The 15,811-nt window shown below is 43.6% G+C and carries 13 protein-coding genes and 3 tRNA genes; 6 read left to right on the plus strand and 10 right to left on the minus strand.

The annotated features are described in order from the left end of the window. Window positions 1-71 precede the first annotated feature (71 nt). From JMX93_RS04320 to JMX93_RS04350, 7 genes are all read right to left on the minus strand, one after another. Window positions 72-1,088 (minus strand): ABC transporter permease, encoded by a 1,017-nt coding sequence (locus JMX93_RS04320; protein WP_499203961.1) that lies wholly within the window; start codon window positions 1,086-1,088, stop codon window positions 72-74. Window positions 1,089-1,299: 211 nt separating this feature from the next. Then, window positions 1,300-2,940 (minus strand): ABC transporter substrate-binding protein, encoded by a 1,641-nt coding sequence (locus tag JMX93_RS04325; RefSeq protein WP_499203962.1) that lies wholly within the window; start codon window positions 2,938-2,940, stop codon window positions 1,300-1,302. Window positions 2,941-3,426: 486 nt separating this feature from the next. After that, window positions 3,427-5,070, minus strand: coding sequence for a GMC family oxidoreductase (locus JMX93_RS04330; RefSeq protein WP_499203963.1), 1,644 nt, complete (start codon window positions 5,068-5,070; stop codon window positions 3,427-3,429). A 207-nt stretch (window positions 5,071-5,277) separates the two neighbouring features. After that, a complete protein-coding gene (locus JMX93_RS04335; protein ID WP_443510050.1) occupies window positions 5,278-5,604 on the minus strand; it encodes a DUF779 domain-containing protein in 327 nt (108 codons plus the stop codon). Between the two features lie 196 nt (window positions 5,605-5,800). After that, window positions 5,801-6,829: an alcohol dehydrogenase AdhP gene (gene adhP / locus JMX93_RS04340; protein WP_193011664.1), complete on the minus strand. Its 1,029-nt coding sequence runs from the start codon at window positions 6,827-6,829 to the stop codon at window positions 5,801-5,803. 98 nt (window positions 6,830-6,927) lie between these two features. Beyond that, window positions 6,928-8,454 carry an acetaldehyde dehydrogenase ExaC gene (gene exaC, locus JMX93_RS04345; RefSeq protein WP_499203964.1) on the minus strand — a complete coding sequence of 509 codons (1,527 nt, stop codon included), beginning with the start codon at window positions 8,452-8,454 and terminating at the stop codon, window positions 6,928-6,930. Window positions 8,455-8,531: 77 nt separating this feature from the next. After that, window positions 8,532-8,690, minus strand: coding sequence for a hypothetical protein (locus JMX93_RS04350; RefSeq protein ID WP_198331704.1), 159 nt, complete (start codon window positions 8,688-8,690; stop codon window positions 8,532-8,534). A 54-nt stretch (window positions 8,691-8,744) separates the two neighbouring features. Here JMX93_RS04350 and JMX93_RS04355 point away from each other — a divergent pair, with 54 nt between their 5' ends. The 4 genes from JMX93_RS04355 (at window position 8,745) to JMX93_RS04370 (ending at window position 12,361) form a co-directional block, all read left to right on the plus strand. Next, window positions 8,745-10,679 (plus strand): AAA family ATPase, encoded by a 1,935-nt coding sequence (locus JMX93_RS04355; RefSeq protein WP_499203965.1) that lies wholly within the window; start codon window positions 8,745-8,747, stop codon window positions 10,677-10,679. 175 nt (window positions 10,680-10,854) lie between these two features. Further along, complete coding sequence (locus JMX93_RS04360; protein WP_499203966.1) at window positions 10,855-12,039, plus strand: type I glyceraldehyde-3-phosphate dehydrogenase; 1,185 nt, start codon at window positions 10,855-10,857, stop codon at window positions 12,037-12,039. A gap of 57 nt (window positions 12,040-12,096) precedes the next feature. Then, a tRNA-Ser gene (locus tag JMX93_RS04365) sits at window positions 12,097-12,187 on the plus strand. Between the two features lie 83 nt (window positions 12,188-12,270). Next, a tRNA-Ser gene (locus tag JMX93_RS04370) sits at window positions 12,271-12,361 on the plus strand. Window positions 12,362-12,453: 92 nt separating this feature from the next. Here the strand turns inward: JMX93_RS04370 and JMX93_RS04375 are convergent. The 3 genes from JMX93_RS04375 to JMX93_RS04385 form a co-directional block, all read right to left on the minus strand. Then, window positions 12,454-13,188: a hypothetical protein gene (locus JMX93_RS04375; protein WP_499203967.1), complete on the minus strand. Its 735-nt coding sequence runs from the start codon at window positions 13,186-13,188 to the stop codon at window positions 12,454-12,456. A 373-nt stretch (window positions 13,189-13,561) separates the two neighbouring features. After that, a complete protein-coding gene (locus tag JMX93_RS04380; RefSeq protein ID WP_109589375.1) occupies window positions 13,562-13,903 on the minus strand; it encodes a CopG family transcriptional regulator in 342 nt (113 codons plus the stop codon). A 374-nt stretch (window positions 13,904-14,277) separates the two neighbouring features. Next, window positions 14,278-14,353: transfer RNA gene (locus JMX93_RS04385), tRNA-Asn, on the minus strand. Window positions 14,354-14,883: 530 nt separating this feature from the next. On the opposite strand from JMX93_RS04385, the gene JMX93_RS04390 reads away from it, so the two are divergent. Both JMX93_RS04390 and JMX93_RS04395 read left to right on the plus strand, forming a co-directional pair. Continuing rightward, window positions 14,884-15,228, plus strand: a complete 345-nt coding sequence (locus JMX93_RS04390) for a DMT family transporter (protein ID WP_193012177.1) — start codon at window positions 14,884-14,886, stop codon at window positions 15,226-15,228. A 1-nt stretch (window position 15,229) separates the two neighbouring features. After that, a complete protein-coding gene (locus tag JMX93_RS04395; RefSeq protein WP_443518008.1) occupies window positions 15,230-15,802 on the plus strand; it encodes a TetR/AcrR family transcriptional regulator in 573 nt (190 codons plus the stop codon). Window positions 15,803-15,811: the final 9 nt, after the last annotated feature.

Here is a 15,811-nt window from a genome sequence, read left to right on the forward strand (position 1 = left end):
GCTAATAAATTCTAAAGCCATGCAAACGCCAATCGTCACTATTTATAATATGAGTATTTATCAATGTTAGATTAAGCAGTATGTCGGATACGTGGATTGATCAGACCATACAAAATATCAATAAATAAACTAACCAAAATCAAGGCAGTCGCTACCAACAAGATACCGTTTTGCACAATAGGATAATCACGAGTGAAAAAGCCATCGAGGAGCCAATTACCAACGCCCGGCCAGCTAAAGATAGTCTCAGTGATAATCGCGCCCGCAAGCAATGTCGCCATCTGCAAGCCAACCACAGTGACCACGGTAATCAACGCATTACGCATCACGTGTATCATTATCACGCGGCGTGGCGATAAGCCTTTGGCCCTCGCGGTACGCACATAGTCTTCATCCAACACTTCCAACATCGCAGAGCGTGTCATCCGCGCGATCATGGCGAGTGGGATAGTCGATAAGGCAATCGAAGGCAAGATAAAGTGTTTGACCACATTCCAGAATGCGCCAGGTTCTCCTGACGTGAGAGAGCCAAGTAACCATGAACCGTACAGTGGTTGGACATCTAAGAACTGTGCGACAGAAATTACTCCAGCAACGGGTAAAAGGCCGAGATAATGAGCGAATATACCTGTTAGGATAGGTCCCAATAGATAGATCGGCATCGAGTATCCTGCCAGTGCTCCTGACATTAGGGTATAGTCAATCCAAGTACCACGGCGTAAGGCGGCAAAAATACCTAAGCTCACACCAATGACACTAGCAATGACAATCGCGCACAACGCCAACTCTAAGGTTGGTACGAAGTGAGCAAAAAAGTCTTGTAATACGGGAGAACGAGTCCGGAAAGACTGACCAAAGTCACCGGTCAATATACCTGTCAAATAGTCCCAATATTGGACAACGAGTGGTTTATCTAATCCAAGTCTTTCTAAGGCGCGAGCATGTAGCTCTGGATCGACCATACGCTCGCCCATCATGATCTCGACAGCATCGCCCGGTACGAGACGAATCAACGTAAAGGTCGATAGCGTTAAGCCAAGATAGACAGGAATGAGAATGGCAATACGGCGCAGAATATAAAGTAGCATGGGCTGCTCAATAGTTGTGATTCAATGAGTGGAGTGATAGCAATGAATGAAGTCGTCCGTGACCATGCATTTAAGTAACAAAATACTTAAATGACAAGCACTTAAATGAAAATTATTTAACGCATATAAATACGGCTGGAACAGAGACTCTGAGCCAGCCGAATACAAATTAAATAATAGTGCATGTCGTACCGGACTTAATTAGCTAAGGCTATTCAACCTTCACGCCATCGAAGCGTACGGCACCAAGCGGACTAATTTTGAAATCCACAACGTTTGGTGCAGTGAATACGGTTACTACCGAATGCGCCATTGTTGTCCAAGGAAGTTGCTCTTTGAATATCTGCTGAGCTTGTACATAGTCATCCACACGTTCATCTTGATTGGTCACCTGACGCGCTTTCATGACTAAATTATCAAAGTCTTTGTTACACCAGCGTGAGTAGTTGTTACCACCGACGGCGTCACAAGACAGTAATGAACCTAGCCAGTTATCTGGATCGCCATTGTCGCCCGTCCAACCTGCCAAGATCACATCAGGCTCACCTTTAGCAGCGCGTTTTAGATACTCGCCCCACTCATAGGTTACCAGTTTGGTATTAACGCCAATCTTCGCCCAATCTGCTTGCAACATTTCAGCCATTAGCTTGGCATTGGGGTTGTACGGACGTTGGACTGGCATGTACCACAAGTTGATGCTCATATTATCAGCACCTGCTTCTTTAATTAACGCTTTTGCTTTTTCAACATCATAAGGTGCATCTTTAAGCGATTTGTCGTAACCCCACTGCGTTGGTGGCATCGGGTTGGTCGCTTTGAGACCTTCGCTTTGATAGACCGCATTGATAATCGCGTCTTTATTAATCGCCATATCTAATGCTTGACGAACTTTAAGATCACTAAGCTTCGGTTTTTCGACGTTGTAGCCCACATAGCCGACGTTGAAGCCTGGTTGATCAAGAACGGTGACTTTACCGGATTTTTTGACCGATTCAATTTCGGCAGGCTTTGGATAAGCGGATACATGACATTCGCCCGCTTGAACTTTTTGCGCGCGAACGGCTGAATCTTTGGTAATGACAAACACAAGGTTGTCGATGTAGATGTTATCTTTGTCCCAATAGTCTGGGTTTTTGGTATAACGAATTTGCGCGTCTTTCTGATAAGAAGTAAAGACGAAAGGACCAGTACCAACCGGTTTGGTATTAAGATCAGCGGCATTACCAGAAGCCATCAACTTGTCTGCATATTCAGCAGAATTGATATAAGCAAACGGCATTGCTAAGTTCTGTAAAAATGGCGCGTTAGTCTCGCTTAGGGTGACTTTTACCGTGTAATCGTCAACTTTTTCAATGTTAGCAATAATATCAGGCAGTCCCATGCCAACTGAATATGGGAACTCAGCAGGATAGGCTTTATTAAATTCGAAGTCTGGGTCGGTGAGACGTTCTAGCGTAAAAATAAGGTCGTCTGCGTTAAAATCGCGGGTTGGTGTGAAATAGTCTGTTTTACCGAACTTGACGCCTTTACGTAGATTAAAGGTGTAAGTCTTGCCATCTTCGCTAATATCCCAACTTTCAGCCAGTCCTGGCTGAATCTCAGTACCATCTCTTTTGAATTGCACCAAACCGTTATAAATAGGGTAGGCGCTTGCATCAAAATCTGTACCTGCGGTGTACTGTGCTGGATCGAAACCAGCAGGGCTACCTTCTGAACAGTAAAGCAAGGTTTTGGCTGCTTTAGCATCTGAGCTAGCAGCAGATTCATCAGTGGTTTTGTTGTCTCCACTACAAGCGCTCACACCCAAGATAAGCGTGGCCAACATCGTAAGTTTAAAAAATGATTTTTGCATTATTACGTTCCATGTAATGATAGGTAATCGCTCATGTATTTACCTAGTTCGTATTCGACCATGAATACAATTTGCAAGAAATACAATGAGCAAGCACTAAACTGACTTTTAGTATTTATTCTAACAATATATTTTTTACAAAAAAATACATAAATTAAGTTGATATAACTTTAATTGATGTATTTAAAAACATAAAGATATGAATAGTTGTTTGAATATACTCTCATAAATAGCCGTAATGCAAGAAATATTTGAACTAATTTTTATAAAAAACATGGGTTTCTGCTCATTTTGATATTATTTTGACCAATATTATCAATCATTGTTTCTTTCTATCCCTGTGATACCAACAGGAATGAGACGCAATAATGTATTGCTCCTTAATTATAATTTACTCAATAAAAACAATTAGAAATAAATTGGTTACATTTTGTGTATGCCAATTCATGAGATATTGAGGTTATGAGAGATTGAAGCAATTCTGATCTACCTAGTGACTAATTCAACATCAATATGTTTTGCCTTAATAAGGTCTGCTATTTTTTCAGCAATCATAATGGTTGGCGCATTGGTATTGGCACTAATGAGTGTCGGCATGACTGAAGCATCGATTACCCTTAGTCCATTTACGCCACGTACTTTCAGCTCTAAATCAACCACGGACTTGCCATCTGAACCCATACGGCAAGTGCCCACAGGATGATAAATGGTATCTGATTTATTACGGATATAACCGAGTATGCCGTCTTTTTCGATATAAGGGGCAGGGTAGTCTTCAGTAATATATTTGGCGATGGGTGGTTCTTGCATGATGGCGCGCGTACGCTCCGCGCCTGCAATCATATATTCTACATCTTTTGGGTGCGAGAGATAGTTTGGATCAATCAATACAGTGTCTGAAGGGTCGGCGGAGTCCAACCTGACGGTACCGCGGCTTTCGGGGCGTAGGTAGCAACTGTGACAAGAAATGGCATAGCCACGTCTCAAATCGCGACCATGCTCAATCACGCGCGATATAACAAAGTGTAATTGGGTATTTGGCCACTCTTTTGGCGCATCACCCACACTAAAGAAGGCACCTGCTTCTGCATAATTGGTAGATAGTATCCCTGTACCGTCCTTTCTCCACTGCCGAATGCTCTTAGGCAATGTCGCCATTGCTGCCATACCGATGCCGATGACGTCAGTGGTATTGACCTCGTAATCAAAGACGACGTCTAAGTGATCTTGTAGATTACCACCAACATCGGGCGCATCTACCACGACGTCGATGCCATGCGATTGTAGATGCTCAGCAGGTCCAATACCTGACAACATCAGGACTTTGGGTGAGCCAAAAGTGCCCCCAGATAATATGACTTCATGACGCGCCATGACCGTGTGCTCGACGCCATCTTTTTCATAAGCGACGCCAACGGCTTGTTTGTCTTCAAAGATGACTCGGTTGGCTTGGGCATGGGTGATGACGGTTAGATTTGGTCGGCTTTGTACCGGATGTAGATAAGCGGCTGCAGCAGAGCAGCGCTGACCTTGTTTTTCGCCATGGAAATGAGTGACTTGATATAAGCCCGTACCATCTTGTTTTTTACTATTAAAGTCTTGGTTATGATCTAAACCATTGGTGATGGCCGCTTCTACGAATGCTTTGGAGATATCACGTGGGCTTAGTAAGTCGCTGACATGCAGCGGACCACTATCGCCATGCAGCTCATCGCTGCCGTGAATATTGTTTTCTGCTTTGATAAAGTAGGGCAGCACATCGTCAAATCCCCAGCCAGTGCAGCCTTGTTCTACCCAACGTTCATAATCGAGCGCACTACCGCGCGTATAAATCATTGCATTGATTGCGGATGAGCCGCCCAAGCACTGTCCACGTGGCTGGAAACCACGTCGGTTATTGAGATGAGTCTGAGGCGTAGTATGAAAGCACCAATTGTTCAATTTGAGCGGCTTACCAGGGACTAACAGAATCAATCCAGCAGGGACACGCACCGCAAGATCTTTGCCATCACCGCCATATTCTAATAGGCAAACGCTGATATCTGGGTTTTCTGTGAGACGGCTGGCAATTACGCAGCCTGCAGAGCCACCACCCACGATGACGTAATCAAACTTTTTATCAAATTCCATGTCATATTCCTTATAGCATCCATGCCTATTAAAACGCATTTGTTAAAATGCATTTACTGAAATCGGGTAAGCATTACAGTATCTATTATTTTGCTGGAATAATAAAATAAAAATGACTAAGTAGTGTCTGCTTGTTGAGAGGTAACATGACAGAAGCGTGCTGTGAAGTTAGGCTTATGGATTGTTTGTGCTCTACTGTACACAAACTTATACCGAACACACTTCTGAGCGTACGATAAAGCGCTTACCTTCAGGTATCTCAAGCGAAAAACTGGCCCCGCGTCCATCGACCACATCTATCATCAGATCGGTATGTTGCCAGAGCTTGTGCTGTGCCTTACCCATATAAAAGGGGCAGCCGACTAACTCGCCGACGAGTACATCTTGTCCGCCTACTTTAAATTCGCCCAATGGATAACACATGGGTGAACTGCCATCGCAGCAGCCGCCTGATTGATGAAACATCAGCTCACCGTGCTTAGATTTTAGTAAGTCGATTAATGCTTTGCAGGATGGGGTCGCTGTCACTTTCATAATGATTTCCTTATCGTTAAACCCGAATGGATGTCTTTCATAATCATACTGAGTAAAATATAAAGGGTCGCATCATATTCACTCACATCATTTATCATATGTGGTTGAAAACGATACGACCCATTAATTACTGATGATTAATCTAGCCAGTCATTGAGACAGTGTTACGAATCTCAAAATATCATAAGGCCTATGGCTACAGACTATAGTCAATGACAATGCGACCTTCGATTTTGCCATCACGCATACGATCAAAGATATCATTGATATTTTCTAATGGCTCAGCGGTAACGGTGGCTTTTACTTTGCCTGCTGCTGCCATATCTAGCGACTCTTGCAAGTCGAGACGTGTACCAACGATTGAGCCACGAATGGTAATACCGTTTAAAACAGTATCAAAAATGGATACTGGGAATTCACCCGTTGGTAGACCATTACATACCAAAGTACCACCGCGTCGTAACATGCCTAATGCTTGATCAAAGGCTTTTGACGATACCGCTGTCACGAGCGCACCATGAGCACCGCCGATTTCTGTTTGTAGATATTCAGCAGGGTCGGTCTTTTTCGCATTAACAGTGACTTTTGCACCCAGTTTTTTGGCGAATGTAAGCTTGTCATCATCAATATCGACAGCAGCAACGTTCAATCCCATCGCAATGGCATACTGAACCGCCATGTGTCCCAGACCGCCAATACCTGAAATGACGACCCAATCACCTGGTTTGGTATCGGTCATTTTTAGCCCTTTGTAGACAGTAACTCCGGCACACAAAACGGGGGCAATCTCAATAGAGTCAACACCTTCAGGAATAATACCAACATAATTGGCATCCGCTAGGACATATTCAGCAAAACTGCCGTTGACTGAGTAGCCAGAGTTCTCTTGACTTAGGCATAAGGTTTCCCAACCACCTAAGCAATGGGTACAATGCCCACAAGCAGAGTAAAGCCAAGGTACACCAACTCTATCACCTTCTTTGACGTGATGGACATTATCACCAACCGCAGTGATAAGACCAACGCCTTCGTGGCCTGGGATAAACGGCGGGCTAGGCTTGACTGGCCAATCGCCTTCAACGGCGTGCAAATCGGTATGACAGACGCCTGATGCCTGCATTTTTACGACGATTTGACCTGCACCTGGAGTCGGAATATCTACTTCTTCAATCTGTAAGGGTTGTCCGAATTCATGCAGTACGGCCGCTTTCATTTTATTACTCACGTTGTAACTCCTTGTCATCGCTCTTTACATTAAGATGCTCGGCGAGCATCGAGGTCGCACTTTACCGGTTTTGCCATAAAGTGCTTTTAAAGACAGGCTTAAAAGAAGCCCATCGCTTTAGGACTGTACGATACCAGCATGTTTTTGGTTTGTTGATAATGATCGAGCATCATTAGATGGTTTTCACGACCAATACCAGACTGCTTATAACCACCAAACGCGGAATGCGCAGGATAGAGGTGATAGCAATTTGTCCAAACGCGACCAGCTTTAATGCCACGACCGAAACGATAAGCGCGAGTGCCATTACGCGTCCATACCCCAGCACCAAGGCCGTACAAGGTATCATTGGCGAGAGCCATTGCTTCTTCATCGTCTTTAAAAGTAGTGACAGCGAGTACAGGGCCAAAGATTTCTTCTTGGAACACACGCATATCATTGGTGCCTTCAAAGATGGTGGGCTGCACATAATAACCGTTTGCCATGTCGCCATCATGTTTAGCGACTTCACCACCGACAAGCACTTTTGCACCTTCTTTTTTACCGATATCGAGATAAGATAGGATTTTTTCTAGCTGATCTGAGCTGGCTTGGGCTCCAATCATGGTATCAGTATCGAGCGGGTTGCCCATTTTGATGGCTTTAACGCGAGCGATACAGCGTTTCATAAATTCATCATAGATGCTTTCGTGGACGAGGGCGCGTGATGGGCAAGTACAGACTTCGCCTTGGTTCAGCGCAAACATCACCAAGCCCTCAACTGCCTTATCTAAGAAGTCATCGTCTTCATCCATGATATCGGCAAAGAAGATATTTGGACTTTTGCCGCCCAGCTCTAGCGTGACCGGAATGATATTTTCACTGGCATATTGCATAATGAGGCGACCAGTGGTGGTCTCACCAGTAAAGGACACTTTATCGATACGCGGGTTGGAAGCGATTGGCTTACCGGCTTCAACGCCGAAGCCATTAACAACGTTTAATACGCCTTTAGGTAAAATGTCCGCCGCGCCTATTAAGTCAAGCATGTACAAAATAGAAGCAGGGGTTTGCTCGGCAGGCTTGAGGACGATACAGTTACCAGCTGCAAGTGCTGGGGCAATTTTCCAAATTGCCATTAGGATAGGGAAGTTCCAAGGAATGATTTGACCGACGACGCCTAGAGGCTCATGGAAATGATAGGCGACTGTGTCTTCATCAATTTGGCTAATGCCGCCTTCTTGTGCGCGAATAACGCCAGCGAAGTAACGCAAATGGTCGATGGCGATTGGAATATCAGCAGCGAGGGTTTCACGTACGGGTTTACCGTTTTCATAGCTTTCGGCGATAGCGATTGCCTCTAAATTGGCTTCGATACCGTCGGCAAGTTTGAGCAACATATTAGAGCGATCAGTGACACTCGTTTTGCCCCAAGCATCTTTTGCCGCATGAGCGGCATCTAGTGCAGCTTCAACATCGGCTTCTTTTGAACGCGCGATCTGACAGAAGGCTTTACCATCGATTGGACTTGAGTTGTCAAAGTATTCACCATCGATTGGTGCGACCCACTCACCATTGATGAAATTGTCATATTTTTTACGGAATTGGACAGGACTATCTTCAGTATTGGGATAAGCGTATAACATTAACCACTCCTTGTTGTGTATTATGACTATTTAAGAACAAACGACTTAAGCATAAATATTTGGCCATCCTGACCAAGCTATGACTCTATCGTACTGAGCTTTAGCGATGAGCGATAATGACTTTTTATAATGATATATTCCGTATCGTATAACTTTAAGTTATGTGGCTTATCAGGGTTAAAGTCGTCCGCAAAACGGATGTAGCTGCTATAATTGTTGGCAGCTTTCTCTCTCATAACTTGCTCTTATTCTATTTTTCTTATTACTATTAACTTAATTGGTTTGGATATATGCGTCAATCTTCTGCTCTTGATATCTTAAAAACGGGTCAAAATGTCTTTTTGACTGGCTCAGCAGGTTCAGGTAAGACTTATACTCTCAATCAATACATCGACTATTTACGCGCACGCCGTGTGCCTGTCGCCGTCACCGCGAGTACTGGTATTGCTGCTACGCACATGAACGGCACGACGATTCATAGCTGGTCAGGCATCGGTATCAAAGATGAGCTGTCTGATCGTGATTTGAGTAATTTATCACGCAAGCAATTCCTAGCAGACCGACTAAAAGACACCGCGGTATTGGTCATTGATGAGATATCGATGTTGCATGCCAAGCAGCTCAATTTGGTCAGCCAAGTACTCAAGCATATCCGCAAAAATGACAAAGCGTTTGGTGGTATTCAGGTCGTCGTCGCAGGGGACTTTTTCCAGTTACCGCCCATTGGTAGTAAGGGTGAAACCAACCGTGAAAAATTCGCGTTTATGTCTGAGGCATGGCTCGATGCCAAGTTCCATATTTGCTATTTATCTGAGCAACACAGACAGGTCAGTGAAGCGGCAAATGGCGGGCTTGATTTGGACGATATTCTCAACCAAATCCGTCGTCAGAAAGTCACTTTTGAATCGATTGCCGCGCTGGAGGCGACCTTTGATCAAAATGTCGATATCAAACGTACCCGTCTTTATACCCACAATCTCAACGTTAATAGCATCAATGATAAAGAGCTTGCCGCGTTAGAGGGCGAGATGATGCGCTTTACCGCTACGTCTACGGGCGACAGTAAATTGGTTGAGACGCTTAAAAAAACGGTACGTACCCAAGACGATTTGGTACTAAAAGTCGGTGCTAAGGTGATGTTTATCAAAAACAATACCGAACTTGGCGTGTCCAACGGTACGATGGGTGAATTGATTGGTTTTGCCGCAGTAAAAATTAATGATGATAGCAAAGACAGTAGTGATGATTTAATCGAAGACGATGACGACAGTGCTGAAATTGAGACTGATAAGAATGTAAAAGGCAAAAGTAAAAAAGCCATAAAAGAGAAAGAGAAACCAAAATCTAAAAAGCCAACGACGCAAAAAATGCCCGTGGTTCGGCTCAATTCAGGGCGTGAAGTTGTCGCTGAGCCTGAAGAATGGATCATCGAAGATGAGACGGGCGATGTGCTGGCAAGCTATGAGCAAGTACCGCTGTGTCTAGCGTGGGCGATTACCATTCATAAATCACAAGGCATGACGCTTGATGCTGCTGAGATTGACTTATCACGTACTTTTGAGCTTGGGCAGGGCTATGTGGCATTGTCACGGCTAAAGTCGCTGGCAGGTTTGCAGTTGCTGGGTATGAACGACATGAGCTTGCAACTCGATCCGTTGGCACGCGGTGCAGACAAACGGTTTTTGGTACTGTCAGAAGAAGCCGATGCCAATTATGCGATGCTTGATGAAGAGAGCATGACGCAGGCACATGAGAAGTTTATTTTAAAATCGGGCGGTACGCTCAGTAAGTCAGTCATTGATGCTTATGCCACTCTGCAAAAAAAGCGCCGTGAGCAGCAGCAAGCGCAAATAGACAAAAAACAAAAACTGGGCAATCAAGTTTCTGATAAGTCCGAAAGCACCTTATTAGCGACACGGGTGCTATTAGAAGAGAGCTTGTCGATTGCAGAAATCTCACAAGCACGTCAGTTGTCACAATCGACCATTATGCGTCATATTGGCGAATTAAAATCTCAAGACCCTAGCCTCGCTTGTGACCATTTGCGCCCAGCCGATGAGGTTATGACGGCAGTGGGCAACGCCTATGTCGCGATTAAAGTCGCCAATAATCCAAATGATTTCAATGATGATGGTAGTATCAAACTGCGTCCAATATTCGATCATCTTAAGCAAAGTATTGATTACAATGCCATTCGATTAGCACTTATTTTTATCACGCCTTAATCCTGAATGGCGCCTTGATACTGAGTATGACAATTCAGGACTCAAGTATTCACCAAAGCCATTTAGCTTTTATATAACAATCTTTAGAGCCGATTAATAACTTATTGGTTTTGGTTCATGGTAGCGCTGACTTTGCAGTGCTCAATTTTTTATCCCTTTATAGCGATATCTTTTTATGCCTGATTTTTCGAGCGCCACTTATCAATTAACGTCTGACCCGGTAGCAGCAGCGGCGTTTCATGCATCTAGTGAGCACACACAGCCACTGAGGATTGCTATCAATGGTTTTGGACGTATAGGGCGCAATGTATTACGGGCATTGCTAGAGCGCTTTGAGGTATTAGGCCGTGCGATCCATGTGGTGGCAATTAATGATTTAGCCCCTGCTGATATTCTGTTGCATTTATTAAAATTCGATAGTACACATGGCCGTCTAAGTCGCCTTGGGGTCAGTGCTGATATTGTAGCGAGTAGCAATGATGATGCTAGCGGTGACGGTAACAGCGCTACGCAGCTTTGTCTGACAAAAAACAATTATACCTACTGTATCAACTTATTCTCAGAACCTAACCCTGCGCAGTTACCTTGGCAGGCGATGGGTGTCGATGTGGTGCTAGAGTGTACCGGACATTTCCGCTCTTACGAGCAAGCACAACTGCACATAGAGGCTGGCGCGCAGCAAGTGATTATCGGTGCGGCACCATTCGATGATGTCGATGCTTGTATCGTTATGGGCGTTAATACCGATGAGCTAACGCGTGAGCTGCCGATTATATCGAGCGTTTCTTGTACCACGCAGGCATTGGTTCCCTTGATTGCGACGCTTGATACAGCATTTGGGGTAAAGTCGGCGATGATGACGGAGATTCATGCTGTCACCGCTGATCAGACCGTGCTCGATCAAGCACACCGTGACCCGAGGCGCGCGCGAGCTTCTGGCTACAACATTATTCCGACGACGTCCAGTAGCATCGCTGCGACAGAGCGTGTACTGCCAGCGATGATCGGCAAAATCAATGGTCATTCAATTAGAGTGCCCACCATTGATGTTGCCGCCATTGATGTGACTTTTGTTTTTGATACGCCTGATGTGTCTGTCGAGGCAGTCCGTGAGGCACTCAAATCTGCCAGTCAGGCACATTTGAGTGACATCATGGCCTATACTGATGAGCCACTGGTCTCTAGTGATTTTATTCATCAGACAGAGTCTCTGATCATTGATGGTCAGCAGCTCATGCAAGTGGGTAGCCAGTACAAGGTTTTTGCATGGTATGACAACGAATGGGGCTATGCGAATAGACTACTAGATATGTGTCTACATCTGGCATCTCATAAAAAGCCTAGCATCAAAATAATTTAAATTCGTTCAATTAATTGCTTGCATTCTCATGTTATATCGCTATAATAACGCACAAATGGAGACGTGGCAGAGTGGTTGAATGCACCGGTCTTGAAAACCGACAAGGGTTTGTAGCCCTTCGAGAGTTCGAATCTCTCCGTCTCCTCCAAATTCGAAAGCCGCAATCATTATTAATGATTGCGGCTTTTTTTGTTGCATTTTTATTTTATATCGTTATAATGATGCACAAATGGAGACGTGGCAGAGTGGTTGAATGCACCGGTCTTGAAAACCGACAAGGGTTTGTAGCCCTTCGAGAGTTCGAATCTCTCCGTCTCCTCCAAATTCGAAAAAAGCCCCAATCAGTGATGATTGGGGCTTTTTTTATGCTGGATATTTATCCTATAGTCTTATAAATGCTCACAAGCGCTTTTTTTATTTCATTAGCGACTCATCAAACTCAATTTCCTGCCCATTCTCCAATATCAATATGCCTTTACTGATCATGATGTTCATGTCTTTGGTATTTTTAATGGCACGCATAACGTTGATGTCTTCAATACTGCTCTCGATGATGATCTTACCAGATTGCTCTGGTTTTATAGGCGGATCAAACTGTGTTAGTGGTACGTTAAAGCTTTTGCCCTGCGCCAAGTTAGCGTCTTGCATGGTCAGTGTGCCCTGAAAGCTTTGAATGGCGACCTTGCCATGATTGGATAGCATAAACTGCAGTTTTACTTGATTTAAGCTGTCACTGTCGCTGGTTTTGACTGGTAGGAGGGCGACAGGGTAGTTCTGTGCATTGGCACTATAAGCTGGCTGACTGCTGACAATGGGGCTTTTTTTACCCGTCGGATTGTTTGGATGTAGTCGTTCGTATTCACGCTGTTGCACAAGGGCTTGCTTGATAGTGGTACGCGGCATGGCACCTGACTCATAGGCATCGCTCAGTTTCATTCGCAACATGTAGCGGCTGAGCAACTGTTGCTCAGACTCAGGCAACTGCTCAAAAGTGGTGCCGAGTTTTTTCTGCCACTGGTCCGAGTTAGTCGGTATGGTTTTTTTGCTTGGATCAGCTGTCGGCTGTGAGCAACCAGAAACGATTGGTAGCATCGCTAAGGCAATCGTCAATAACAAAGCTTTATGTAAGCGTTGATGTAAACCCGCCATCGTACACCTCCTTGGAAATCTTTATGGATAATAAAGAATGACAAATAATGACCGTTTTCTTAATATACCTCGTTTAATGATGGGTTGTGTTTAATTATCGCTAAATGCTGTATCGCAAGCAAAATCGACCTATTTTAGTTATATGACAGCAGAAAGGGGTAGAAGGTATATTTTTTACAATAAGGTTTGAGAAGTAATCGTAACCGATGTGTTTATTATGCCCACAAAAAAAGACTGAGTGCGATTAGGCAGACTCAGTCTTTTTTTTATTAAAATCAGTAACACTTAACGACTATTTAATTAACGACTAACTAATAGTATAGTCGTTTTGAATTGCTGTTTTTACTCAGCACATGGCTTTTAACGCAGATAGTTAGTCATGAGCTTGGTCATTTTCTTGAAGCTCAGATAGTGAGTGAGTAATATTGTTATTATGGGTCACGACAATAGCCTCATCAATAATATGCTGACTAACACCGCGTTTGCGCAGACTTTCGATGAACACCTCATCATGGGCTAGGGTATAGTCCTGATGATCGCGGTCAAGCCCTTGGCGGATATATAAACGAATAAGCCCTTGGATGCGTTTAAACCCCAATTCCTTTGAAGTGGCTTCTAATAACGAAATCATCTCTTCAGACAAACGAATACTGATCGGGCGCATGATTTTTTGCGGATGATCAGAAAACTTATTTTTTACACGTACAGGTATCATAATAAACCATTATTTTTAGTGAGTAGGAGTAAAGCACTCAGACAAAAATTAACCCAATCAAAACTATCCTTACCATACAACAAAAACGCCTAAAAGAACACCGTAGCCATGCTAATCGTACTAGGGCGTGTCCTCAATTCAATCGATTAACCTCTAAATAGGCAAAAAATGGCTAAATTTTGCCAAACATCGTCAAATAGCTTATCAATATCTCGATATTATCTGTGCTAGTTTCCTTGTTTGACGGTAATTTATCTCATTTTTATTACCATTTTTAAAATGAGGACACGCCCTAATATTGTGGTTATCCTTTTAATTGAAAACGGCAGCCATAAAAAAACCTTCATCAAATAATGATGAAGGTTTTTAGTATATGGCTCTCCAACCTGGGCTCGAACCAGGGACACACGGATTAACAGTCCGTTGCTCTACCAACTGAGCTATTGGAGAATAAGTTGGTATAACGACAAGTTAGGTAAGCGCTATCGCTTGTCTTGTTTGCGTTATGTGGGGCACATTTTAGCCAAGTTGTTATAGGCTGTCAACCTTATTATGCCATTATTTATAAATATTATTGTCATCTGTCAAAAATAACCGTTAATCCCTTATAAAACGGAGTGTTGTGGCAAATTTGACCTCGAATATTTTCATTCATTGACTAGGCCATCTCCTCAATTCAATCGAATATCTTTTAAATGAGCTAAAAATGGTAAAACCCTTATTTATGCAGGGTAGATTATAAAATCTACCTGTAATTTGATTAGACAAGTCGCCTATCTTTTTGAATAGTAAAGCAATCTCTGTATCCCTTGAAACAAAAAAGTCGTAAACAGCCCTTCACATTGCTAGAATATGTCTATAGAATACCGACCGTATGGTTTCTTTAATATGTATTTAAAAATATGTATTTAAACCATTTATGCCTACTAACTGATGCTTAATCGAGAAAATATGCTTGATTTGAAACAGGTAACCTAACTATGAGTCCTACCACTATTGCTTACGGTTATCTAGCCATCGCCATCATTTGCGAAGTGGTTGGCACGACTTTTTTAGTCAAGTCAGAGCAGTTTACGCGTTTGGTGCCGACCCTGATTATGGGTGTGCTTTATGCCATCTCGTTTTACTTGTTGACACAAACCATCAAAACCATACCGCTTGGTATTGCTTATGCACTGTGGGGCGGATTGGGGATTGTATTGACATCGCTCGTTGGCTTGGTGTTTTTTAAGCAAAGTCTTGATGCAGCAGCTGTGGTTGGTATCGCTATGATTGTGGGCGGTGTCGTGGTGATGAACTTATTCTCTAATTCTGTGGTGCACTGATATGGAAATGGAAAACGCTTACAAACGTAAAAAACAACCGGAAGTTGTCCGTCGTGCGCTGTTAGATCAGGCAGCGCGAATTACGTTAGAGCAGGGCTTATCAAAAGTGACCTTTCAAGCGGTCGCTGATGCGGTCGGTGTGACCAAAGGCGGGGTGATGCATCACTTCACTACTAAAAATGCACTCATTCTTGAAGTGTTTCATGATGCGATGGCGAGGTTTGAGGCAGAAGTCGATCAAGCCATGGTAAAAGACCCTGTGCGTTATGGCTCTTTTACCCGCGCCTATATCAATGCCACGATTAGCTTAGGCGAAAAAGGGCAGGAAGAATATGATAATCAAGCAACTTTATATGTATTGATGCTAGGCGATAGTGAGTTACGTGAGTTGTGGGCTCAGTGGGCAAATGCACAATTAAAGAAACATCAAGCAACCGACAATACCGAAACATTATGTATGGTGCGTCTGGTGGCTGATGGTATTTGGCTCTCTGATTTTTCAGGCATTAGTATCCCAGATAAAACATCCATACATAAGCGTTTGATAAAAATGACGCAACCTGAGAATGAATAAAATGCTGTT

This window comes from Psychrobacter muriicola 2pS, from assembly GCF_904846535.1.
Classification (GTDB): domain Bacteria; phylum Pseudomonadota; class Gammaproteobacteria; order Pseudomonadales; family Moraxellaceae; genus Psychrobacter; species Psychrobacter aquimaris.

Excerpts from the sequence above, each read along its gene's own strand:
- JMX93_RS04350 (WP_198331704.1), bottom strand. The coding sequence starts at position 8,690 with ATGAGAGAGAAAGCTGCCAACAATTATAGCAGCTACATCCGTTTTGCG.
- JMX93_RS04390 (WP_193012177.1), top strand. The coding sequence starts at position 14,884 with ATGAGTCCTACCACTATTGCTTACGGTTATCTAGCCATCGCCATCATT.
- exaC (WP_499203964.1), bottom strand. The coding sequence starts at position 8,454 with ATGTTATACGCTTATCCCAATACTGAAGATAGTCCTGTCCAATTCCGT.
- JMX93_RS04360 (WP_499203966.1), top strand. The coding sequence starts at position 10,855 with ATGCCTGATTTTTCGAGCGCCACTTATCAATTAACGTCTGACCCGGTA.
- JMX93_RS04395 (WP_443518008.1), top strand. The coding sequence starts at position 15,230 with ATGGAAATGGAAAACGCTTACAAACGTAAAAAACAACCGGAAGTTGTC.
- JMX93_RS04320 (WP_499203961.1), bottom strand. The coding sequence starts at position 1,088 with ATGCTACTTTATATTCTGCGCCGTATTGCCATTCTCATTCCTGTCTAT.
- JMX93_RS04325 (WP_499203962.1), bottom strand. The coding sequence starts at position 2,940 with ATGCAAAAATCATTTTTTAAACTTACGATGTTGGCCACGCTTATCTTG.
- JMX93_RS04335 (WP_443510050.1), bottom strand. The coding sequence starts at position 5,604 with ATGAAAGTGACAGCGACCCCATCCTGCAAAGCATTAATCGACTTACTA.
- JMX93_RS04330 (WP_499203963.1), bottom strand. The coding sequence starts at position 5,070 with ATGGAATTTGATAAAAAGTTTGATTACGTCATCGTGGGTGGTGGCTCT.
- JMX93_RS04380 (WP_109589375.1), bottom strand. The coding sequence starts at position 13,903 with ATGATACCTGTACGTGTAAAAAATAAGTTTTCTGATCATCCGCAAAAA.
- JMX93_RS04355 (WP_499203965.1), top strand. The coding sequence starts at position 8,745 with ATGCGTCAATCTTCTGCTCTTGATATCTTAAAAACGGGTCAAAATGTC.
- JMX93_RS04375 (WP_499203967.1), bottom strand. The coding sequence starts at position 13,188 with ATGGCGGGTTTACATCAACGCTTACATAAAGCTTTGTTATTGACGATT.